This is a genomic window from Stenotrophomonas humi (assembly GCF_001431415.1).
In the GTDB taxonomy this organism is placed as follows: Bacteria; Pseudomonadota; Gammaproteobacteria; order Xanthomonadales; family Xanthomonadaceae; genus Stenotrophomonas; species Stenotrophomonas humi.
Genome location: NZ_LDJI01000008.1, coordinates 73,996 through 93,788, shown reverse-complemented (window position 1 = coordinate 93,788; position 19,793 = coordinate 73,996). Strand labels below are relative to the sequence as shown.

The following is a 19,793-nucleotide window of genomic DNA, read 5'->3' as shown; positions in this document are numbered from 1 at the left end:
CCGCTGCGTTACGCCGACTCGCAGAACGAAGTGCGCCTGCGCATCAAACTGGCCCAGGGCGGTGACGCCAAGACCCTGTCGCAGGGACTGGATGGCGTGGAGATTGCCGAGGTTCGCTGAGTTCGGCGAATCTGGGTGGGGAAAGGCCGGCCCGTGGTTGCGGAGCCGGCCTTTTTGTTTGGTGAGCGGCGAACGGCGCACCTCCCTAACTCTCCGCTTCGCTGTGCGAAAGGGAGGGCGGGGCGGGGGTTTTCAGCTTTCAATCTTTAGCGGTAAGCAAACACCAAACCCACCGCTCACTTCTTCAACCACGCCGGCCCCAGCTTCAACAATTGCGCATGCACCGGGCAACTCTCCTGATGCGCGCCGGGCAGATAGCCCAGGCTCATCAGGAATTCGCCGGTGATCTCGCCGCCGGTGAAGCGGAAGGTCTTCTTGAACAGCTTCACCCACTCCGGCTTGCTCAACGGATGCTGGGCATCCAGCCACGCCACGAAGCTGCCATGCGAATCACGCAACCGTTGGATCACCTGCGCGTTGTGAATGGCGGCCAGTACCTTGAGCCGGTTGCGGATGATGCTCGCGTCGGCCATCAACCGGGCGATGTCGGCTTCGCCATAGGCGGCAACCGCATCCACGTCGAAACCGCTGTAGGCGCTACGAAAGCCTTCGCGCTTGCGCAGGATGGTCTCCCAACTGAGCCCGGCCTGGTTGATCTCCAGCAGCAGGCGTTCGAACAACTCACGTTCATCGCGCTGCGGGAAGCCGTATTCGTTGGCGTGGTAGTCGGCGTGAACCGGGTGGCCGGGAGCGATATCGCAGTAGCTGGGCATCAGGGGCGTTCGGCAGGTGGTCAGGTGGGGATTATCGCCGTCCACGACCCGGCGACGGCTAACCGCTAGAATATGCACATGTCTGCACTGTCACCGCCCCTTGCCAATCACCTGCTGGTCGCCCTGCCGTCGCTGGCCGATTCCCTGTTCGCGCGCAGCGTCGCGCTGATCTGCCAGCACGATGACGACGGCGCCATGGGCGTGGTCGTCAACCAGGCCTCCGATTACACGCTGGGCGATGTGTTCGAGCAGATGGAGATCGACTGCGACAACGCCGACCTGCGTGCGGTACCGGTGCTCAATGGTGGCCCGGTGCATACCGGCCGCGGCTTTGTGATCCATGACGATGCCAGCGCTTGGGATTCCAGTCTGGCGGTGGCCGACGGCCTGTTTCTGACCACCTCACGCGACATTCTCGAAGCCATGGCCCGTGGCCAAGGCCCGCGCAACGCCCTGGTGACGCTCGGCTGCGCGGGCTGGGGCGCGGGGCAGCTGGAGCAGGAACTGGGCGAGGACAGCTGGTTGACCGTCCCGGCCGATGCCGCGCTGCTGTTCGCCACGCCGCTGGATGAACGCTGGCAGCTGGCCGCCGCGCGCATCGGCGTGGATCTGTTCCGCCTGGCCGGATACAGCGGTCATGCCTGAACAAGCCCCACTTTCCACTGACAGCACGGTGCTCGGCTTCGACGTCGGCTCGCGCCGCATCGGCGTGGCCATCGGCAGTTCCTTTGGCGTAGGCGCCCGCGCCCTTGCCGTCATCGAAGTACACGCCAACGGGCCGGACTGGACCACGCTGGACCGCCTGCAGAAGGAGTGGCGGCCGCAGGGCATGATCGTCGGCGATCCGCTCACCCTGGAAGGTGACGACCAGCCCAACCGCAAGCGCGCGCATGCCTTCGCCCGGCAGCTGCAGCAGCGCTACAACGTGCCGGTGCTGCTGGTCGATGAGCGCTCCAGCTCGGTGGAAGCCGCGCGCCGGTTTGCCGTTGAGCGTGCCGAAGGCCGCAAGCGCCGTCGTGATGCCGCCAACCTCGACGCCGTGGCCGCTGCCGTCATCATCGAGCGCTGGTTGTCCGCGCCGCATGACGCCACCCCTATTTCCTGACTCACGAAGACCCCGCCATGACTGCTTCGCAACTCGATGACCAAGGACGCCTGCGCCACCTGCTGACCCTGGAAGGGTTGCCCCGTGAAACGCTGCTGCAGCTGCTCGACCGCGCTGGTCAGATCCGCGACGCTGCCGTCGGGCGCATCAACAACAAGCGCACCGTGCTGGCGGGGGCGGCGGTATGCACGCTGTTCTTCGAGCCGTCCACCCGCACCCGCAGTTCGTTCCAGCTGGCAGCGCAGCGCCTGGGCGCGGACGTGCTGAATTTTGATGCCTCCACCTCCTCCGCCCGCAAGGGCGAGACGGCCTGCGATACGTTGCGCAATCTCGAAGCAATGGGTGTGCGCGGTTTCGTGGTGCGTCATCCCGACGACGGTGCGGTGGCCGCGCTGGCCGCTGCCGCCGGTGAAGGCACTGCATTGATCAATGCCGGTGACGGCCGCAGCGCGCACCCGACCCAGGGCCTGCTCGACATGCTGACCCTGCGCCAGGCCAAGGGCAGCGATTTTTCCAAGCTGAAGGTGGTGATCGTCGGCGACGTGAAGCATTCGCGTGTCGCCCGCACCGACCTGTACGCCATGCGCACGCTGGGCGTGGGTGAGATCCGCATCTGTGGCCCGCAGTCGCTGCTGCCGGATGACGACATCATCGACGGTTGCGTGGTCGGCGAGGATTTCGACGCCATGCTCGAAGGCGTCGATGCGTTGATGATGCTGCGGCTGCAGCGCGAGCGCATGGAAGAAGGGCTGGTGCCATCACTGGAGCAGTACCACACGCAGTACGGCCTCACCAGCGAACGCCTCAAGCGCGCCGGCAAGGATGCGGCGGTGCTGCATCCGGGCCCGATCAACCGCGGCGTGGAAGTCACCGACGAGGTGGCCGATGGCGCGCAGTCGTGGGTGCTGCGCCAGGTCGCCAACGGTGTGGCGGTGCGCATGGCCGTGCTGGAAACCCTGCTGGGCTGATAGCCGCGAAGCAGGTCTGCGTCACGCCGCCTGTGTAACCCGGGTAAGCACAGCGCACCCGCGAAACCCTGGAAATAGCAGGATGGGAGGAAATCCCGACAGCGCAGAAATTGCTGATCGGTGACGCTGGAACTCCGTCCCGGTCTACTGGCGTTGCGCTGTACTCAACCGCGCGGCGCCATCGCCAGGATTGCCAGCTGCTGTTGGGCTTCTTCATTGCCGGCGTCGGCCGCCGCCTTCACCTGGTCCAGGGTCGGGTGCTGCACCACCAGCAACGGGAATTCGCATTGCGGGCAGCTGTACTCGGTCTGCTCGTCATGCAGTTCCATCTCCATCTGCCGTGAGTCGCCCTTCCATTCGCAGGCGGGGCAGGGATGGAGGGTTTCGCGCCAACCGGCTTGGTAGTAGTCGTGGACGGTGATGGTCATGGCTGGTGGCACATAGAGCGGGGTAGCGGAGTGTATACGCCACCAAGGCACCTGGCCGTACGGTTTCAGCCTTCGCGACCATCCTGACGCGGCAGCAGGTAGATGCGGCCGATCCGCGCCACCCACGGCGAGAACGCCATCAACCATGCGATGGCGCTCAATGCCTGCCACGCCCCCGCATCCGGCACGATCTCGGCCATCACCCGCATCACCGCCACCCCCTGGATGGCAATGAACGCAAACCAGGCAACGGCGGGCATCTGCAACGGCCGGCCGGAATGGCCCTGGGTCACGCGGGTGACCATGGCCACCAGCAGGCTGCCGAACAGGCCGATGAACAACGCATGCGCGGGGCCACGGCCGAGGATCATCCGATCGCCCAGCAGCTCGACCAGACTCTGTGTCACATACAAGGCCAAACTTATCGGCAGCCAGGTCAGGCCGATGAACAACACCCGCAGCAGGCCTGGCATCGCACCGCGAGGCCACCAGCGCCAAAGCGCGACGCAACCGAGCAGCAACAGCGGCAGATCGGCCAGCCACAGCCACGCCGTTCGCTGGTTCAGTTCCAGCAGCAGATGCAGGGCGACGAACGCCCAGAACGCGGCCAACCACCACAATGGCCGCCACGGCGTGTAGTTCGCCACGGCATTGCCGGCAAAGAACGGAAACATGCGGTGCGCCACGGTGACGTAGATCGGCAGCAACAGGCCGAACCCACCCAGCTTGATACCCAGCAATGCCCAGCCCGGGCCGGCGCCGGCAACAAAGGCGATGAAGGCGCAAAGACCGATATAGCCCACCAGCAGTGCGGCCATGCAGGAGCGCGCATGCCAGGTGCGGCCGCGTTCGGCCAGCAGCAGGCGCAACAACCGCCACAGGCCGATGCTCCAGCCGAGCAGCGACAAGGCCATGCCGACCGGGACGCCCCATGGCAGGCCGGCAACACCGAGCAGCAACATCAGTTGTCCGCCGATCAAGCCGATGCCGACGGGCAGATACTGCCGGCGAGGAAGCTCGGGCAATCCCATCCAGCGCGGAAACACGGTCAGCAGAAAGCCGAAGATGAAACTCGGCAGCACCAGATACTGCATGACGAAAGCGTGCAGCCAGCCGGCGTAGATCAGGGTGGCCGGCATCGTCAGCAGCCCCCAGCGCGCACTCAGCAGCCATAGTGCCCACCAAGCCATCGCCAGCAACAGATTGCTGGCACCAATGAAGAACATCAGCCGGTGCGGTGCGCGGGCAAGGTTGCCCAGTGCGGGACCGGGGCGGGCAGCGGGTGATTGCATGGCGTGATGGTGCACGCATGGCGTGCAGGGCGTCTTGACATCAATCAGCTCCGCAGCCTCGACAGACGCTGATTCCCGCCGCATCCGTCAGCAAAACGCCTATTCAGTCAGCCCGGGTGAATCGTGCTCAGTGCAGCAGCACCAGCGTGGCCAGACCCAGGAAGGTGAAAAAGCCCATCGAGTCGGTCACGGCGGTCAGGAAGATGCCGCTGGCCAGTGCCGGGTCGAAACCGAGCCGTTTGAGCGTCAATGGCACCAGCACGCCGGCAGCAGCAGCCAGCAACAGGTTCATGGTCAACGCGCAGGCGATCACCAGGGACAACGCAGGGGTCTTGAACCACATCAGCACGATCAGGCCGAGTACCGTACCCAGCACCAGACCGTTGAGCAGGGCGACGCGCAGTTCCTTCCACAGCAGGGTGCGGGCGTTGGACGCACCCACCTGGCCCAGCGCAAGACCACGCACCATCAGTGCCAGTACCTGGGTGCCGGCGTTGCCGCCCAGGCCGGCGACGATGGGCATCAGCACCGCCAAGGCCACCAGCTTGTCGATGGTCGCCTCGAAGTGGCCAACCACACTGGAGGCCAGGAACGCCGTGCCGAGATTGACCGACAGCCACATCAGGCGGCGGCGCATCGCGCGCCACACCGGGCTGAACAGATCTTCGTCCTCATCCAGACCGGCGGCGCCCAGCGCCTGGTGCTCGGCCTGGCCGCGGATGATGTCGACCACGTCATCGATGGTGATGCGGCCGATCAGGATGTTGTTGTCATCCACCACCGGCGCCGACACCCAGTCATGGTCGGAGAACTGGCGTGCGACCTCGTCGGCGCTCTCGCCCACATCAATGGCTGGCTGTTCGTCGTCGATCAGACGATTGATCGGCGTGGTGTCTTCGTGGGTGACCAGTGAGGCCAGCGACAAACGGCCCAGGTACTGATGGCGACGACTGACCACGAACAGATGATCGGTATGGTCGGGCAGCTCACCGCGCAGGCGCAGGTAGCGCAGCACCACATCGACGTTGACGTCGGCGCGCACGGTGACCACATCCGGGTTCATCAGGCGGCCGGCGGTGTCCTCCGGGTACGACAACACCTGCTCAAGTCGTTCGCGGTTCTCGCGGTCCATCGACTTGAGCACTTCGTCGATGACGGTGTCGGGCAGGTCTTCGACCAGGTCGGCCAGGTCATCGATGTCCAGGTCTTCGACCGCGGCGATGATTTCGTCCGGGTCCATGTCCGCCAGCAGGCTTTCGCGCACGTCGTCGCCGACATGCACCAGCACTTCGCCGTCGTCCTCGGCATCCACCAGCCCCCACACCACTTCGCGCTTGCCGGGTGGCAGCGATTCGAGCAGGTTGCCGATTTCCGCCGGCGAGAGCGTATTGACCAGGCGGCGGACCGGGCCAAGCCGGCCACTGTCGAGCGCGTCGGAAAGCAGACGCAGCTGTCGTGCCGTCTTGTCGTGGCGTACCGCTTCGGCCATGCACAGCTCCCGGGAGTCAAAAGGCCGCTATCCGGGACAAGGATGCAGCATCGGCGGTGTTCAGCCCGTCATTATCACGTGCAATACGTGGGGTTGCACTGGCTTTGCGATGAAAAACTCAGTCGCGTGCGGTGCCGGCGATCCAGCGTTCGATGCCGCGACGGTCACGTGCGGCCAGCAGTTGTGGTGCCTGTGCACGCAAGGCAGCCAGGTCCACCTCGCGGATGGCGCGGCGAACTTCCAGCAACGTTGCCGGATGCAGGCTGAACTCGGTCAGGCCCAGTGCCAGCAACAGCGGGGTCATGCTGGAATCACCGGCGATCTCGCCACACACCGCCACCGGCGTCGCATGGCGCTGCGCGGTGTCCATCACCTGCCACAGCAACCGCAGGACCGCCGGGTGCAGCGGCGAGTACAACTCGGCCACGGCATCGTTGTTGCGATCGGCGGCGAGCAGGTACTGCACCAGATCGTTGGTGCCGATGGAAAGGAAGTCGACCTGGTCGATGAAGCATTCCAGCGCGATGGCTGCGGCCGGGACTTCGATCATCGCGCCGATCGGGATGTTCTCGGCCACTTCATGGCCATCGTTGCGCAGGATCGCGGCCAGCCGCGACAGGCGCCGCCTGACCGTGAGGATCTCCTCGCGCATGCTCACCATCGGGATCAGGATGCGTACCGGCCCGTAGCCGGATGCGCGCAGGATGGCCCGCAGCTGCGTATCGGAAACCTTGGGGTGGGCCAGCGACAGGCGCACGCCACGCAGGCCCAGCGCCGGGTTTTCCTCGCTGCCGACCACCAGCCCGGTACGGTCCGCCTTGTCCGCGCCCAGATCCAGCGTGCGGATGGTGACCGGCAGACCGCTCATGCCCAGCACGGTGTCACGGTACACGCGGAACTGTTCTTCTTCGTCCGGCAGGCGATTGCCCTGCAGGAACAGGAATTCGGTGCGGTACAGGCCCAGTCCGCGTGCGCCCAGCGCATGCGCCTGGGCCACGTCTTCCTGCGATTCGGCGTTGGCCAGCAGGGTGATTTCCGCGCCATCCAGGGTGCGCGTGGGTTTGCCGCGAAGCCGCCCGAGCTGGCGTTGTTCGCGTGCCAGCTCACGCTGCCGCGCGCGGTACTGGCGAAGGTCGGCAGGCGCAGGATCGACGACGATCTCGCCGCTGCTGCCGTCCAGGATCAATACGTCGCCATCGCTGACCTTGTTGAGAATCGCGCTGGCACCCACCACCAGCGGCATGTGCAGGCTGCGGGCGAGGATGGCGCTGTGCGACAACACGCTGCCGGCACTGCTGATGATGCCGACCACCCCCTGCGATTGCAGCTGGGCCAGCTCGGAAGGTGCGACGTTCTCACAGACCAGGATTTCCCCGGCCATGCCTTTGGCGCTTGCCGGGCGTTTGTGCAGGAATGATTGGATGCGGCCGATGACGTGGTCCAGGTCATCCAGGCGGCTCTTCAGATAGGCATCTTCCATGCCCTCGAATACCTGGGCCAGTCGATCACGCTGTATGCGCAGCGCATAACCGGCGCTGTAACGCTTGCTGCGGACCAGTTCGTCCAGTGCGGTGAGCAGCTCCGGGTCGTCCAGCAGCATCGCGTGCAGATCAAGGAATTCACCTACTTCGGCGGGCAATGCGCCTTGCAGACGGGTGCGCAGCTCACGCATTTCCGCGCGTGCTGCATCGGTGGCACGGTGCAGGCGTTGCAGCTCCTGTTCAACCGCGGCAGCGGCAATGCGCTTTTCACCGGTGTCCTGTACGTGGGGCCGGCGCACCCGGGCACGGCCCAGCGCGGACCCACGTGACGCCGCCAGTCCCTGCAACCGGGTCACGGTTGCGGACGCCTGACAGCGATTCCACGTGAGTGCGCGCCGCGCGCCATCAGCTGTCCTCGTCGAAACGGCGTTCGAAAAGGTCGGTGACGGCTTCCAGTGCAGCGGCCTCGTCCTCGCCGTCCACACGGACGGTGACCGGCGTACCTTGCGCAGCCGCCAGCAGCATCACACCCATGATGCTCTTGGCATTGACCTCGCGGCCCTTGGCCACCAGCGTGGCATTGGCGCGGAAGCCAGACAGCACCTGCACCAGCTTTGCAGTGGCGCGGGCATGCAGGCCCAGGCGGTTGGAAACGGTAAGTTCTCGTTCAAGCATCGTCGATGATGACTCCATTGCGTGCGCCCGCCGCCGCGGTGGCGGGCAGTTGGTCCAATCCCTGTTCCGGATAATTCATTACCCGCAGCAACATCGGCAGACTCAGCCCCGACACGCGTCTGGCCGGTGTCCCCAGTCTTGCCAATTGGTTGGCAAGGTTGCTCGGGCTGGCGCCGTACAGATCGGTCAGGACCAGGACGCCGTCGTCTCCCTCGACCCGTCGCATGGCCGCCGATGCTTCGGGCAGCAATGCATCGAAATCAGCGTCGAACGGTACCTCGAAGGCCTCGGCCTTGAGGGGCAGCTGGCGCAGGAGTGTGGTCGCCACTTCCAGCAGGGAAGTGCCGACGCCGGGATGGGTCACAAGAAGAATGCCGCAGGTCATGCTTGAACGTTAACAGGTCAGGCAGAGTCCGCGATAGCGCCGAAATCATGTCTTCTGTGTGCCATCAGGGCACCCCTTGAATTTCGGGACGAATCTTGTTCCCGGCGCGGCCTATTCCTGCTCGCGATGGAAGGTGGCCACGTCCTGCCAGCCTTTTTCACGCGCATGGCGGGCGAGGCGTTCGGCCAGATACACCGAGCGGTGTTTGCCGCCGGTGCAGCCAAAAGCCACGGTCACATAACTGCGGGTCTCGCTGCCCAGTTTGGGCAGCCAGGTATCGAGCAGATCCTGCAGTTGGGAGACATAACGCACCACGTCCGCTTGGGCGTCCAGGTATTCGCGCACTTCGCGATCGCGGCCGGTCAGCGAGCGCAGCTCCGGGTCCCAATGGGGGTTGGGCAGCACCCGTGCGTCGAACACGAAATCCGCTTCGGCCGGCACGCCGCGCTTGTAGGCGAACGATTCAAACAGCAACGACAGGTTGCTTTCCTGGCTTAGCGCGAACTCGGTGATGACCCGCCGCCGCAGCTGGTGAACGTTGAGCTTGGTGGTATCGATGATGGCATTGGCTTCACGGCGCAGCGGCGCGGTGAGTTCGCGCTCCCGTGCGATGGCTTCCGGCAGCGACAGGCCCAGGTGGCTCAGCGGGTGTCGGCGGCGGGTGTCGGCGTAACGGGCGAGCAGGGTGTCGTCATCAGCTTCAAAGAACAGCAAGCGCGCATCGATGCTGTGGTCCAGCGCGGTTTTGCGCCAGCGTGCCAGTTGGCTGAGGTCGCTGCGGCCACGCACGTCAATGCCTACCGCCAGGCGTTTCGGGCTGTTTTCCGTGGGTCCGCCGAGTACATCGCGCACGAACTCCGGCAGCAGGTTCACCGGGATGTTGTCCGAGCAGTAGTAGTCCAGGTCCTCGAAGGTTTTCAACGCGACCGATTTGCCCGAGCCGGACAGTCCGCTGACGATGACCAGCAACGGCGACTGTGGCGTGTTCATGGAGTGCGCTGCTCCAGCAGGTTGCTGTGACGGGCGATGAACATCGCCGCCGGATCAATGCCTTTGGTGCGCAGGATATGCAGGCGCGTGGCCGCTTCGGTCAGCACCGCCAGATTGCGGCCGGGCATCACCGGCAGGGTGATCAGCGGCACGTCCAGGTCCAGCACGTGCCGCTTGCCGGAATCGCCGGTGAGGCGCTCGTAGCCATAGGAACTGGGCTCGGTCATCGGCTTGGTCAGGTGGACGATGAGGCGAAGGTACTTGTTCTTCTTTACAGCTGTGTCACCAAACATCTGGCGCACGTTGAGCACGCCCAGTCCGCGCACTTCCAGCAGGTCCTGCAACAGTTCCGGACAGGTGCCATCGAGCACGTCGGGGGCGATCTGGGTGAACTCCGGGGCATCGTCGGCGACCAGCCGGTGCCCGCGGGAGAGCAGCTCCAGCGCCAGTTCGCTCTTGCCTGAGCCGGCCTCGCCGGTGACCAGCACGCCGATGGAGTAGATCTCCATGAATACGCCGTGCAGGGTGACCCGCGGAGCCAGCGTGCGGGCCAGGTGATAGCTGAGGTGGTTGAGCAGCTCGTGGCCGCGCCTGGGCGAAATCCACAGCGGTGTCTGTGATTCGTCAGCGGCCGCGCGCAGGTCTTCCGGGCAGCCGTGGCTTTTGGTGATGACCAGGGCCAGCGGGCGTGCCTGGATGATGCGCTCGATGACTTCCCAGCGCTGGCGTGAATCCAGTGAATCCAGCCAGGTCAGTTCCTCGGTACCGAGGATCTGCACCTTGTTGGGGTAGATGGTGTTCAGGTAGCCAGCCAGTGAAGGGCGGCGGGAGACGGTGTTGCCGGCCTCCAGTTCGCGCTGCGCGCCCTGGCGCCCGGCAACCCAGCGCAGTTCCAGTTTCTCGCGCTGCTGGTCGAACAGTTCCTGTGCCGTGATGCTGGTATTCATCCGCGGGATGCCTGCTGCGGGTCATTGATGATGTGCTGGAGCGCCTGTGCATCGGGCGCGTCACGCAGTGCCTGGCGGATGCCGGCATTGGAAAACAGCTCCGCCAGTTCCGACAGCAGCATCAGGTGTTGATGGGTGTAGTGCTCGGGTACCGCCATGGCGAAGACCAGGTCGACCGGTTCGTCGCCGCCGAAATCCACCGGCGTGCGCAGCTTCAGCAGCGCACCGCGCGGCTGTTGCAGGGTTGGCGAGCGGCCATGCGGGATGGCAATGCCATGGCCGATGGCGGTGCTGCCCACGCGCTCACGTTCGCGCAGGCTGAGGAACAAGCTGTCAGCCCCCGCTTCACGACAGGCGAGCAGCCGCGAAGCGGCGAGCAGGGTGGTGTCACGGTCGGCGGCCGCAAGTACCTGGGTACTCACGGCCGCCATAAGGTCGGTCAACGGCATGGTTGCTGCAGGTAATGGCGTCTAGGCGTCATTGTCGCGCAGAGCATGCGATGCGTGGGGAAGATGCTTTTCCTTGTGCTTGATGACCAGCCGGTCCAGCTTGTCGGCCAGGATGTCGATGGCCGCATACATGGTGGACGCTGCGGCGTCGGCATGGAGGGTACGCCCGGGTAGATTCACCGTGGCAACAACGAGGAAGTCAGGCTTGCGAGTGGACAGCTGCACTCGGATTTCGCAGTGCTGGTCGACATGTCGTCCTACCCGCTCCAGCTTTGTTTCCACGTACTCCTTCAGGGCAGGCGTGACTTCGATCTGCTGGCCATACGTCTCGATACGCATCGGATTCCTCCTGTGGTTCGGGGTTGCCTAATGAACCCTGTGCCAAGCCAACGAATGCTTCAGATGATGCGGACGCGTTCGTGGGAGGCGCAGATGTTCATGGCCTCACGATACTTCGCCACGGTGCGTCGCGCCACCGGTATTCCATTGGTTTTGAGCAGCTCAGCCAGCTTGGCGTCAGAAAGCGGTTTCCGCGGATTTTCCGCGTCGATCAGGTTGCGGATCATCGACTGGATGGCGGTGCTGGAAGCTTCGCCGCCGCCTTCGGTATCGATTCCCGAAGCAAAGAAGGCACGCAATGGCAAAGTACCGCGCGGGGTGCGCACGTACTTGCGGCCGATGGCACGCGAGATGGTGGATTCGTGAAGCTCGAGTTCACCTGCGATTTCACGCAGCGTCAACGGACGCAGCGCCTGTTCGCCGAATTCGAGGAAGCCGGCCTGGTGCTTGAGCAGGCTGTTGACCACGCGCAACAGTGTCTCGCCGCGTGCTTCCAGACTCTTGAGCAGCCAGCGTGCTTCCTGCAGGTGGCCGCGCAGGTAGCTGGCATCGGCGCTGCCGCAGTTGCGGATCAACTGCTCGTAGCCGCGATGGATGACCACCTTGGGCCCGGCGTGGCCGGCCAGTGCACAGCGCCAGACGCCGCGTTGACGCCAGATCACGCAGTCGGGAACGACGTAGGTATCGGTGGCCATTTCGCCGAGCTGTTTGCCCGGCCGTGGGTCAAGAGTGCGCAGCAGCTGCACGGCCTCTTCGACGGCGGCCACAGGCTGCTTGAGCTCCTGGGCGATACCAGGGATGCCGGCACGCGGCAGGCGTTCCAATGGCCCTTGGGCAATGTCGCGGGCCAGGCTGAGGCCGGGCGTGCAGGCGGGCAGGGTGTCCAGCTGCAGGGACAGGCATTCACCCAGCGAGCGTGCGCCGATACCCGCCGGGTCGAAGCGCTGGATCTGGCGCAGTACGGCGAGGATTTCATCGTCTTCGGCGATGACTTCCGGGAGCAGGGTTTCGGCGATGCTCGAAAACGGCTCGCGGAGATAGCCGTCCTCGTCCAGTGCATCGATCAGCGCCACGCCGATGGCCCGGTCGCGCTTGCTCAGGTGGGAAAGGTGCAGTTGCCAGAGCAGGTGGTCAGCCAGTGTTTCCGGGTCGGCCGCCTGCTCGCGTTCGCCGTCCTCGCCGTCGTCGTCGAACGAACCGCTGCGCCCGCTGCTCCAGTCCGCGTCATCGGGCTCCCAGTCGGCGCCTTCACTGTTGATATCGCCCTGGGCCGGATCGACCGGGCTATCGTCGCTGCTGCTGGTGGCAGCGGGAGGGCCTTCGTCATCGCCGCCGCCATCGGTGTCGTCGGCCCAGTCCAGCAGTGGATTGGTTTCCACCGCTTCGACCAGCTCAAGTTCCAGCTCGGTGCTGGACATCTGCAACAGCCGGATGGCCTGACGCAACTGCGGCGTCATGACCAGGCTCTGTCCCATCGATGTCTGCAGCCGAGCTTTCATGCCTGTTTCCGTGCTTGGAAGGGCCTGACGCTGTGCCGCGACTTCAGAGGGTGAAGGCGTCTCCGAGGTAGACGCGGCGAACGTCGGTGTTGGCCAGCAGCTCTTCCGGTGCCCCCTGCGCCAGAACACTGCCTTCGGCGAGGATATACGCCCGGTCGCAGATTCCCAAGGTCTCGCGGACGTTGTGATCGGTGATCAGCACACCAATGCCGCGTTGCTTGAGGTGGGTGACGATGCGCTGGATCTCGCCGACGGAAATCGGGTCGACGCCGGCGAACGGTTCGTCCAGCAGGATCAGGCGCGGCCTGGCCGCCAGTGCACGGGCGATTTCGCAGCGGCGGCGCTCACCGCCGGAGAGGCTGGCACCGAGCTGTTCGGCGACGTGGCTGATCTGCAGTTCGTCCAGCAACGAGGACAACTCGCGCTCGCGGCCGGCCGCATCCAGGTCGTCGCGCAGTTCCAGCACCAGGCGGATGTTGTCGGACACGCTGAGCTTGCGGAACACCGATGGTTCCTGCGGCAGGTAGCCGACGCCGAGCTTGGCGCGCGAATACATCGGGTCGGCGGTGATGTCCTGGCCGTCGAGCACGATGCTGCCGGCATCGGCGGCAACCAGGCCGACGATCATGTAGAAGCAGGTGGTCTTGCCGGCGCCGTTGGGCCCGAGCAGGCCGACCACTTCACCGGCATCGAGAGTGAGCCCGAAATCCTTGACGACTTCGCGGTTCTTGTAGCGCTTGCGCAGGCCTTGGGCGACGAGCATTACTTCTTGTCTCCTGCTGCGGCCGGTGCCTTGGCCTTGGGCTGGATGACGGTGCGTACGCGGGTGCCGTCGCCACCGCTCTGCATGTTGCCGGTACGAGTGTTGTAGACCATGCGCTGGCCGGCATTGGTGCCGCGCTCGGATTCAACGTTGTAATTTCCGGTCAGGATGATCACTTCGCTGCTGATGTTGTAGTCCATGTTGTCGGCACGGGCGTTCATCCAGGTGTTGTCATCCATCTGCTGCTTCAGGCGGGCCTGCTTGCCGGTGAGGACCACGCGCTCGGTTTCACCATTCTTGCGGATCACATCGGCGGTATCGGCATGGATTTCCATCGTGCCCTGGGTGATGACCACGTTGCCGCTGAACTGGCATTTTCCGTCATCACTGAAGTTGCAGTCGTTGTTGTTGGAATCAATGGTCATCGGCTGGTTGCGGTCCGATGCCTTGGACCACGCAAGACCGGGTGCGAGCAGGGCGGCGAGCAGCGTGATCGACGCGAGCTTAGCGGGCAGCATTGGGTTCATAGCGGGTCTTGACCTGGGAATGGAGTGAATACTGTTTGGTTTTCAGATTGGTCTGGAAGCCGACACCGCTCTGGCTGAGCCCCGGGCGGGTCACCGTGACGCGACCATCGGTACGCGCGATGCTCTGCTCGGTCAACACGTCCAGCGCATCGGTGCGAAAGGTGGTGAGCGGGGTCTTGCCGTCCTTGGGGCTGTCGCCGGCGACATTGCCGCGCAGGCGCAGCTCTTCGCCCTTGGCGCTGATCCAGCCGCTGTCGGCGCGCAGCTCCCAATGCTGGCCGGCAGCGTCGGGCAGCAGGAACAGCGGGGTGACGATGGTGGAGGTCTGGTCGGCCCGGTTGCGCTCCATCAACGGCGCACGCAGCGTCACCGACTCCTTGCCGTCCTTGTCCAGGGTGGTGATCTCGAAGTCCTTCAGTACGAAATCGGTACTGCCTTCTTCCACCACCTGCGGGATGTTGCTGGCGCGATGACGCCAGGCCGACCAGCCGCTGGCCAGCGCTGCGAGCAGCAGTCCCAGGCCGAGTACCGTGCGCCAACTCATCGCGAATACCTCGCCAGTACCGCGTCCAGCTTGCCCTGTGCGGCCAGCAGTACGTCACACAGCTCGCGGCCTGCGCCGCGGCCCCCTTCAGCGCGGGTCTGCCAGTGCACGCGTTCGGCGATCCACGGGTGGGCATTGGCCGGCGCTACCGCCAGGCCGACCGCGCACAGTGGTGCCAGATCCGGCAGGTCGTCACCCATGAAGGCGACCTGGTCCAAGCCAATGCCGTGCTGGTCGCACAGCGCGCGCACGCTGGCCAGTTTGTCGCCGACCGCGATCTGGGTGTCGATGCCCAGGTCGGCACCGCGTTTCTGCGCCGACAGGCTGTTGCGGGCGGTGATCAATACCGGGTGGATGCCATGCTGCTGCAGCAACTTCAGGCCCAGCCCGTCCTGCACGAAGTACGCCTTGCTCTCGTTGCCGGCATGGTCGTAGAACAAACGCCCGTCGGTCAGCGTGCCGTCCACGTCGAAGCAGGCCAGCCGGATGTTGGCGGCAACGGCATGCAGCGGGGCGGGGAAGTGGTCGAGCGGTGAATAGGGCATCTGCGGGCAGTATCCGTTGCGGGCCGGGTGGGAGTCGGGACAGTGATTGTGCGGGCTTTAGACCACTTTTGCCCGCAACAGGTCATGAATGTTCAGGGCACCGACCGGGCGGTTGTCGGCATCGACCACGATCAGGCCGTTGATATGGTGTTTCTCCAGCAACCGTGCCGCTTCCACCGCCAACTGGTCGGCGCCGATGGTGCGCGGGTTGCGGGTCATCACTTCGGCGATGCCCGCGGTGCGCACGTCCAGGTCGGTATCCAGCGCGCGGCGCAGGTCACCATCGGTGAACAGCCCGACCAGGCGGCCGTCGACATCCACCACCGAGGTCATGCCCAGCCGCTTGCGGCTCATTTCCATCAGCGCCTGGCTGAGGCTGGCGTCTTCACGCACGGTGGGCAGGTCATCACCGCCGTGCATCACGTCGGTGATGTGCAGCAGCAGGCGCCGGCCGAGGCTGCCTGCCGGGTGCGAGCGGGCGAAGTCGTCGGCGGTGAAGCCGCGTGCGTCGAGCAGGGCCACCGCCAGTGCGTCGCCCATCGCCAGCGAGGCGGTGGTGCTGGAGGTCGGCGCCAGCGCCAGCGGGCAGGCTTCGTGGTCCACGTTCACATCCAGGTGCACGTCGGCGGCCTTGGCCAGGCTGGATTCCGGCTTGCCGGTCATCGAGATCAACAGGTTGCCCTGGCGCTTGAACACCGGCAGCAGCATCAGCACCTCGTCCGACTCGCCGGAATAGGACAGCGCCAGCACCACGTCGTCTTCGGTGATCATGCCCAGGTCACCATGGCCGGCTTCACCGGGGTGCACATAGAACGACGGGGTGCCGGTGGAGGCCAGGGTGGCGGCGATCTTGCGCGCGACATGGCCGGATTTGCCCATGCCGGTGGTCACCACGCGGCCACGTGAGGCCAGTACCAGGCGGCAGGCGGCGGCGAACTCGGCGCCGATGCGGTTGCCCACCCGGTCCAGCTCGGTGGATTCGATCTGGAACACGCGGCGGCCACTGGATACCAGCTCGGCATCACGCAGCGTATCCAGGGAAAGCGAAGAAGCAGCCATGCGGGCGCCACTCGGAATAGTAGAATGGGTGTTCATTTTATTAGGAAAGCGCTTTGGACGCCGAGACCATCCGAAATCTGATCGAAACCGGCCTGCCCGGTGCCCGCGCCGACGTGCAGGGTGACGACGGTGTGCATTTCGAGGCGACGGTCGTTTGCGAGGCGTTTGCCGGCAAGATGCCGCTGGCCCGCCACCGCATGGTCTATGCGACGCTGGGCGACCTGATGGGCGGCGCGATCCACGCGCTGGCGCTGAAAACCGTTACTCCGGGTGAAGCTGGCTGAGCCGGCACACCTCAATCCCTCTTATATCCGGCCTTCATCCATGGCAAAAATCGTAGTCACCGGCGGCAAAACGCTGAACGGTGAGGTGTATATCTCCGGCGCCAAGAACGCCGTCCTGCCGATCCTGTGCGCCACCTTGCTGGCCGACGCGCCGGTGGAAATCACCAACGTGCCGCACCTGCACGACGTGATCACCACCGTGAAGCTGCTCGGTGAGCTGGGCGCCAAGGTCACCATCGACCAGGGCACCCTGTCCCGTGGCAGCGCCATCGTGGTCGACCCGCGCAGCGTCAACCAGCATGTCGCGCCGTACGAACTGGTCCGGACCATGCGTGCCTCGATCCTGGTGCTGGGGCCGCTGCTGGCCAAGTTCGGCCAGGCCGAAGTGTCGTTGCCGGGCGGTTGCGCGATCGGCTCGCGCCCGGTGGACCAGCACATCAAGGGTCTGCAGGCACTGGGTGCGCACATCAACGTCGAGAACGGCTTCATCAAGGCACATGTCGATGGCCGTCTGAAGGGCGGTCATTTCACCTTTGACATGGTCAGCGTGACCGGCACCGAGAACGTGCTGATGGCGGCGGTGCTGGCTGAAGGCACCACCATCCTCGACAACGCGGCGATGGAGCCGGAAGTCTCGGACCTGGCGCATTGCCTGATCGCACTTGGTGCGAAGATCGAAGGCATCGGTACGGCACGTCTGGTGATCGAAGGCGTCGAGCGCCTGAATGGTGGCCGCCACGCGGTGCTGGCTGACCGCATCGAAACCGGCACCTTCCTGGTGGCGGCAGCGATGACCGGCGGTCGCGTCGTGGCGCGCAACGCGCGTCCGGACACGATGGACGCGGTGCTGGCCAAGCTGGTCGAAGCTGGCGCGGTGGTGGAAACCACCGAAGACACCATCACCGTGGACATGCAGGGCAAGCGCCCCAAGGCGGTCAATCTGACCACCGCCCCGTACCCGGCGTTCCCCACCGACATGCAGGCACAGTTCATGGCGTTGAACTGCGTGGCCGATGGCGTGGGCGTGATCAACGAGACCATCTTCGAGAACCGCTTCATGCATGTGCAGGAGCTGCAGCGCCTGGGCGCTGACGTGCAGATCGAAGGTCGCACGGCGATCTGCCGTGGCAATGATCGCCTGACCGGTGCGCCGGTGATGGCCACGGACCTGCGCGCCTCGGCGTCGCTGATCCTGGCCGGGCTGGTGGCCGAAGGTGACACCACCATCGACCGCATCTACCACCTTGACCGCGGCTACGAGAACATTGAAGAGAAGCTCAGTGCGCTCGGTGCCAGCATCCGGCGCGAAGCATGATCCTCAAGGGCCGTTTCACTCCGCGGCGTAAAGCGCTGCTGGTACTGGTGCTGCTGGCCTTGGCCTGGCTGGGCTGGGGCTGGTACAGCGGCGTAGCGATCACCCATGGCGTGGAAAAGGAACAGATGGACTGGGATGGCGATGGCCAGGTCAGTCGCGAGGAACTGTTCCAGGCGTTCTATGCCGTGAAGGTGAAGGACATCGAAGAAGGCAACCGCCAGTGCCGCAGTTTCGTCTGGCGCAGCAGCGGTGAAGAGTTCCGCCGCGACTGCAAGACCGTGTTCAAGAAAGAGCCCGAGGCGAAGTAACCCTTCGCGTCGAGCCCAACGAAAAGCCCGGCAATCGCCGGGCTTTTCGTTGCTGCAAAGGCGCTGTCAACGGCGCTTTCAGTTGAGCGACTTCAGGGTCAGATCCAGTGCGTCCTGGCCATTTTCGCGCTGCAACAGGCGGGCAGGAACCGGCATGCCGGGTACGATCCAGGCGATCTGTTCCTTGTTGCCGTCCACCCGCGAAACCTTGGTGGCCTCTTCGGTCTTGCCGGCAACAGTGACGTTTTCCTTGCCGATCACGCGGTAGGTCATCGGCTTGATGCGGCCGTCGTCGACCATGCGATAGGTCAGCGGCCTGCCGGCGGTCACGTCGCGGGCGATGGCCAGGTTGAGCAGCAGGGCATCCAGGTCGCCGCTGCGCAGGCGGATCGGGCCGCTGCGGTCGGCCTTCACATCGCCGGTCCAGGTGGCCTGGTTGCTGGCCCAGTCGTAACGCGCGTCCACCTGCTTGCGCTTGATCAGCAGCACCGAACGGTCGTGGCTGCTGAGCGGGCGCAGCTTGCCTTCATGCTCGTCGAACACCGTGCTCTGGCTCAGGTCGGCCATCGGGTTCTTGATCTGCATGCTGTAGCGCCAACGATCACTGCCTTCGTTGGCCAATGTCATCACGCCATTGGCCTGCATGCCCATGTAGCTGGCCTGGTAGTTGGCGGTGAATGGCTGCAGCGCCAGTGCCGGCAGGCTGGCCAGGGCCAGTGCGGCGGCGGTGAAAAGACGAAGGGGGGACAGGAAATGCTTCATGCTCAGGCTCCTTGGTATTCCATCAGGCGCAGGTCGATCTCGTCCTCGCCATCTTTGCGTTGCAGGATGCGCACCGGGGTGGGTACACCGTTGGCGATCCACAGGATCATCTCGTCATTGCCGGCATTGACCCGGTGCACGCGCAGGGCGTTGTAGCTGAGCTCGCCGACCTGCACGTTTTCGGTGGTGTCGGCGGCGCGGTATTCGTACTGACGCACGCGGCCCACATCCACATAGCGGTAGGTCATGGTCTGGCCGGGACGGGCGTCGCGCATCAGCGACAGATTGAGCAGCAGCGCGCTCTGGTCGCCACGCTGAAGGGCGATGGGCTGCCGCCGTTCTTTCTTCAGGTCGCCCTGCCATTGCGCGGTGCCGGCCTGCCAGTTGTAGGTGCCGGTGACCTTCTTGCCCATGAACAGGGCTTTCTTGACCGTGCTCTGGCTCAGTGGCGTGTAGACGCTGCCTTCGTTGTTGAACACCGTGCTCTGCTCGATGTTCAGTCCCAGCACGCTGGCGAAGCCATGCTTGCCGCGCACCGCCATATCCACCCGCCACTGCATGCCTTCGTTGTGGACGACGCGCATGGTGGCGTCGCCGGCCAGCTTGCCTTTGTAGGAGGCCTCATAGGTGGCGACGAACGGTTCCAGCGCCGGTGGCGTCCATTCCATCGCTGGCAGGGCTACGGGCGCGGGTGCCGGCGCGGCGGCTTCCTGCGCATGGGAACCTGCTGTTGTCAGCAGGGTTGTCAGCACCAGCAATTTGAAAGGCGCGTAAGTCATGCGTGGAAGGTGACGGAAGGGAAGGGG

25 protein-coding genes and 1 pseudogene are annotated in these 19,793 nt (G+C 64.8%); 7 read left to right on the top strand and 19 right to left on the bottom strand.

Going from position 1 to position 19,793, the window contains the following annotated elements:
- A pseudogene (locus ABB26_RS18855) lies at positions 1-120 on the top strand (type IV pili twitching motility protein PilT); the annotation flags it as partial.
- Positions 121-296: 176 nt separating this feature from the next.
- Here ABB26_RS18855 and ABB26_RS04260 read toward each other — a convergent pair.
- A complete protein-coding gene (locus ABB26_RS04260) occupies positions 297-833 on the bottom strand; it encodes a DNA-3-methyladenine glycosylase I (RefSeq protein WP_057632344.1) in 537 nt (178 codons plus the stop codon).
- Between the two features lie 78 nt (positions 834-911).
- Here ABB26_RS04260 and ABB26_RS04255 point away from each other — a divergent pair, with 78 nt between their 5' ends.
- The 3 genes from ABB26_RS04255 to ABB26_RS04245 are packed head-to-tail and all read left to right on the top strand — an operon-like array spanning position 912 to position 2,906.
- Positions 912-1,478: a YqgE/AlgH family protein gene (locus ABB26_RS04255; protein WP_057632343.1), complete on the top strand. Its 567-nt coding sequence runs from the start codon at positions 912-914 to the stop codon at positions 1,476-1,478.
- The gene (gene ruvX, locus ABB26_RS04250) at positions 1,471-1,938 is read left to right on the top strand and encodes a Holliday junction resolvase RuvX (protein WP_057632342.1); all 468 of its coding nucleotides are present in this window, start codon (positions 1,471-1,473) and stop codon (positions 1,936-1,938) included. Before ABB26_RS04255 ends, ruvX begins: the two co-directional genes overlap by 8 nt.
- Before the next feature lie 17 nt (positions 1,939-1,955).
- Entirely contained in the window at positions 1,956-2,906 is a 951-nt protein-coding gene (locus ABB26_RS04245; protein WP_057632341.1) for an aspartate carbamoyltransferase catalytic subunit, read from the top strand.
- Between the two features lie 164 nt (positions 2,907-3,070).
- On the opposite strand, the gene ABB26_RS04240 is transcribed toward ABB26_RS04245, so the two are convergent.
- From ABB26_RS04240 to ABB26_RS04165, 16 genes are all read right to left on the bottom strand, one after another.
- On the bottom strand, positions 3,071-3,334 hold the full coding sequence (locus ABB26_RS04240) for a hypothetical protein (RefSeq protein ID WP_057632340.1): 264 nt from the start codon (positions 3,332-3,334) through the stop codon (positions 3,071-3,073).
- A gap of 65 nt (positions 3,335-3,399) precedes the next feature.
- Positions 3,400-4,626, bottom strand: coding sequence for an NnrS family protein (locus ABB26_RS04235; protein ID WP_057632339.1), 1,227 nt, complete (start codon positions 4,624-4,626; stop codon positions 3,400-3,402).
- Between the two features lie 127 nt (positions 4,627-4,753).
- A complete protein-coding gene (gene mgtE, locus ABB26_RS04230; protein WP_057632338.1) occupies positions 4,754-6,115 on the bottom strand; it encodes a magnesium transporter in 1,362 nt (453 codons plus the stop codon).
- Between the two features lie 118 nt (positions 6,116-6,233).
- Entirely contained in the window at positions 6,234-7,952 is a 1,719-nt protein-coding gene (gene ptsP / locus ABB26_RS04225; protein WP_057632337.1) for a phosphoenolpyruvate--protein phosphotransferase, read from the bottom strand.
- A gap of 49 nt (positions 7,953-8,001) precedes the next feature.
- The gene (locus tag ABB26_RS04220; RefSeq protein ID WP_057632336.1) at positions 8,002-8,271 is read right to left on the bottom strand and encodes an HPr family phosphocarrier protein; all 270 of its coding nucleotides are present in this window, start codon (positions 8,269-8,271) and stop codon (positions 8,002-8,004) included.
- Complete coding sequence (locus tag ABB26_RS04215) at positions 8,264-8,656, bottom strand: PTS sugar transporter subunit IIA (RefSeq protein ID WP_057632335.1); 393 nt, start codon at positions 8,654-8,656, stop codon at positions 8,264-8,266. Before ABB26_RS04215 ends, ABB26_RS04220 begins: the two co-directional genes overlap by 8 nt.
- 111 nt (positions 8,657-8,767) lie before the next feature.
- Positions 8,768-9,646: an RNase adapter RapZ gene (rapZ, locus tag ABB26_RS04210; RefSeq protein WP_057632334.1), complete on the bottom strand. Its 879-nt coding sequence runs from the start codon at positions 9,644-9,646 to the stop codon at positions 8,768-8,770.
- A complete protein-coding gene (gene hprK / locus ABB26_RS04205) occupies positions 9,643-10,593 on the bottom strand; it encodes an HPr(Ser) kinase/phosphatase (protein ID WP_057632333.1) in 951 nt (316 codons plus the stop codon). Before hprK ends, rapZ begins: the two co-directional genes overlap by 4 nt.
- Positions 10,590-11,042: a PTS sugar transporter subunit IIA gene (locus ABB26_RS04200; protein WP_057632332.1), complete on the bottom strand. Its 453-nt coding sequence runs from the start codon at positions 11,040-11,042 to the stop codon at positions 10,590-10,592. Before ABB26_RS04200 ends, hprK begins: the two co-directional genes overlap by 4 nt.
- A gap of 21 nt (positions 11,043-11,063) precedes the next feature.
- On the bottom strand, positions 11,064-11,381 hold the full coding sequence (hpf, locus tag ABB26_RS04195; protein ID WP_057632331.1) for a ribosome hibernation-promoting factor, HPF/YfiA family: 318 nt from the start codon (positions 11,379-11,381) through the stop codon (positions 11,064-11,066).
- Positions 11,382-11,440: 59 nt separating this feature from the next.
- Positions 11,441-12,880 (bottom strand): RNA polymerase factor sigma-54, encoded by a 1,440-nt coding sequence (locus ABB26_RS04190; RefSeq protein ID WP_057632330.1) that lies wholly within the window; start codon positions 12,878-12,880, stop codon positions 11,441-11,443.
- A 43-nt stretch (positions 12,881-12,923) separates the two neighbouring features.
- Positions 12,924-13,643 carry an LPS export ABC transporter ATP-binding protein gene (gene lptB / locus ABB26_RS04185; protein WP_057632329.1) on the bottom strand — a complete coding sequence of 240 codons (720 nt, stop codon included), beginning with the start codon at positions 13,641-13,643 and terminating at the stop codon, positions 12,924-12,926.
- Positions 13,643-14,170 carry a lipopolysaccharide transport periplasmic protein LptA gene (gene lptA / locus ABB26_RS04180; protein ID WP_152982543.1) on the bottom strand — a complete coding sequence of 176 codons (528 nt, stop codon included), beginning with the start codon at positions 14,168-14,170 and terminating at the stop codon, positions 13,643-13,645. The genes lptB and lptA overlap by 1 nt, the downstream gene beginning before the upstream one ends.
- On the bottom strand, positions 14,148-14,714 hold the full coding sequence (gene lptC, locus ABB26_RS04175) for an LPS export ABC transporter periplasmic protein LptC (RefSeq protein WP_057632327.1): 567 nt from the start codon (positions 14,712-14,714) through the stop codon (positions 14,148-14,150). The genes lptA and lptC overlap by 23 nt, the downstream gene beginning before the upstream one ends.
- On the bottom strand, positions 14,711-15,259 hold the full coding sequence (locus ABB26_RS04170) for a KdsC family phosphatase (RefSeq protein WP_057632326.1): 549 nt from the start codon (positions 15,257-15,259) through the stop codon (positions 14,711-14,713). The genes lptC and ABB26_RS04170 overlap by 4 nt, the downstream gene beginning before the upstream one ends.
- A gap of 57 nt (positions 15,260-15,316) precedes the next feature.
- Entirely contained in the window at positions 15,317-16,318 is a 1,002-nt protein-coding gene (locus ABB26_RS04165; protein ID WP_057632325.1) for a KpsF/GutQ family sugar-phosphate isomerase, read from the bottom strand.
- Positions 16,319-16,371: 53 nt separating this feature from the next.
- Between ABB26_RS04165 and ABB26_RS04160 the strand changes: the two genes are divergently transcribed.
- From ABB26_RS04160 to ABB26_RS04150, 3 genes are read left to right on the top strand one after another with little or no spacing between them, the layout of a single operon-like run.
- On the top strand, positions 16,372-16,602 hold the full coding sequence (locus ABB26_RS04160; protein ID WP_057632324.1) for a BolA family protein: 231 nt from the start codon (positions 16,372-16,374) through the stop codon (positions 16,600-16,602).
- A gap of 40 nt (positions 16,603-16,642) precedes the next feature.
- A complete protein-coding gene (murA, locus tag ABB26_RS04155) occupies positions 16,643-17,917 on the top strand; it encodes a UDP-N-acetylglucosamine 1-carboxyvinyltransferase (RefSeq protein WP_057632323.1) in 1,275 nt (424 codons plus the stop codon).
- Positions 17,914-18,225, top strand: coding sequence for a hypothetical protein (locus ABB26_RS04150; RefSeq protein ID WP_057632322.1), 312 nt, complete (start codon positions 17,914-17,916; stop codon positions 18,223-18,225). Before murA ends, ABB26_RS04150 begins: the two co-directional genes overlap by 4 nt.
- A gap of 78 nt (positions 18,226-18,303) precedes the next feature.
- Here the strand turns inward: ABB26_RS04150 and ABB26_RS04145 are convergent, their stop codons facing one another.
- Entirely contained in the window at positions 18,304-18,987 is a 684-nt protein-coding gene (locus tag ABB26_RS04145) for a DUF3108 domain-containing protein (RefSeq protein WP_057632321.1), read from the bottom strand.
- 2 nt (positions 18,988-18,989) lie between these two features.
- Positions 18,990-19,766, bottom strand: a complete 777-nt coding sequence (locus ABB26_RS04140; protein ID WP_057632320.1) for a DUF3108 domain-containing protein — start codon at positions 19,764-19,766, stop codon at positions 18,990-18,992.
- Between the last annotated feature and the right edge of the window lie 27 nt (positions 19,767-19,793).

Bases quoted from the DNA above. Each gene is read 5' to 3' on its own strand.
- hpf (WP_057632331.1), bottom strand. From the start codon at position 11,381: ATGCGTATCGAGACGTATGGCCAGCAGATCGAAGTCACGCCTGCCCTG.
- lptB (WP_057632329.1), bottom strand. From the start codon at position 13,643: ATGCTCGTCGCCCAAGGCCTGCGCAAGCGCTACAAGAACCGCGAAGTC.
- ABB26_RS04235 (WP_057632339.1), bottom strand. From the start codon at position 4,626: ATGCAATCACCCGCTGCCCGCCCCGGTCCCGCACTGGGCAACCTTGCC.
- ABB26_RS04220 (WP_057632336.1), bottom strand. From the start codon at position 8,271: ATGCTTGAACGAGAACTTACCGTTTCCAACCGCCTGGGCCTGCATGCC.
- lptA (WP_152982543.1), bottom strand. From the start codon at position 14,170: ATGAACCCAATGCTGCCCGCTAAGCTCGCGTCGATCACGCTGCTCGCC.
- murA (WP_057632323.1), top strand. From the start codon at position 16,643: ATGGCAAAAATCGTAGTCACCGGCGGCAAAACGCTGAACGGTGAGGTG.
- ABB26_RS04245 (WP_057632341.1), top strand. From the start codon at position 1,956: ATGACTGCTTCGCAACTCGATGACCAAGGACGCCTGCGCCACCTGCTG.
- ruvX (WP_057632342.1), top strand. From the start codon at position 1,471: ATGCCTGAACAAGCCCCACTTTCCACTGACAGCACGGTGCTCGGCTTC.
- ABB26_RS04255 (WP_057632343.1), top strand. From the start codon at position 912: ATGTCTGCACTGTCACCGCCCCTTGCCAATCACCTGCTGGTCGCCCTG.
- lptC (WP_057632327.1), bottom strand. From the start codon at position 14,714: ATGAGTTGGCGCACGGTACTCGGCCTGGGACTGCTGCTCGCAGCGCTG.
- ABB26_RS04140 (WP_057632320.1), bottom strand. From the start codon at position 19,766: ATGACTTACGCGCCTTTCAAATTGCTGGTGCTGACAACCCTGCTGACA.
- rapZ (WP_057632334.1), bottom strand. From the start codon at position 9,646: ATGAACACGCCACAGTCGCCGTTGCTGGTCATCGTCAGCGGACTGTCC.
- ABB26_RS04150 (WP_057632322.1), top strand. From the start codon at position 17,914: ATGATCCTCAAGGGCCGTTTCACTCCGCGGCGTAAAGCGCTGCTGGTA.
- ABB26_RS04215 (WP_057632335.1), bottom strand. From the start codon at position 8,656: ATGACCTGCGGCATTCTTCTTGTGACCCATCCCGGCGTCGGCACTTCC.
- ABB26_RS04240 (WP_057632340.1), bottom strand. From the start codon at position 3,334: ATGACCATCACCGTCCACGACTACTACCAAGCCGGTTGGCGCGAAACC.
- ABB26_RS04190 (WP_057632330.1), bottom strand. From the start codon at position 12,880: ATGAAAGCTCGGCTGCAGACATCGATGGGACAGAGCCTGGTCATGACG.
- ABB26_RS04170 (WP_057632326.1), bottom strand. From the start codon at position 15,259: ATGCCCTATTCACCGCTCGACCACTTCCCCGCCCCGCTGCATGCCGTT.
- ABB26_RS04165 (WP_057632325.1), bottom strand. From the start codon at position 16,318: ATGGCTGCTTCTTCGCTTTCCCTGGATACGCTGCGTGATGCCGAGCTG.
- hprK (WP_057632333.1), bottom strand. From the start codon at position 10,593: ATGAATACCAGCATCACGGCACAGGAACTGTTCGACCAGCAGCGCGAG.
- ABB26_RS04200 (WP_057632332.1), bottom strand. From the start codon at position 11,042: ATGCCGTTGACCGACCTTATGGCGGCCGTGAGTACCCAGGTACTTGCG.
- ABB26_RS04145 (WP_057632321.1), bottom strand. From the start codon at position 18,987: ATGAAGCATTTCCTGTCCCCCCTTCGTCTTTTCACCGCCGCCGCACTG.
- ABB26_RS04260 (WP_057632344.1), bottom strand. From the start codon at position 833: ATGCCCAGCTACTGCGATATCGCTCCCGGCCACCCGGTTCACGCCGAC.
- mgtE (WP_057632338.1), bottom strand. From the start codon at position 6,115: ATGGCCGAAGCGGTACGCCACGACAAGACGGCACGACAGCTGCGTCTG.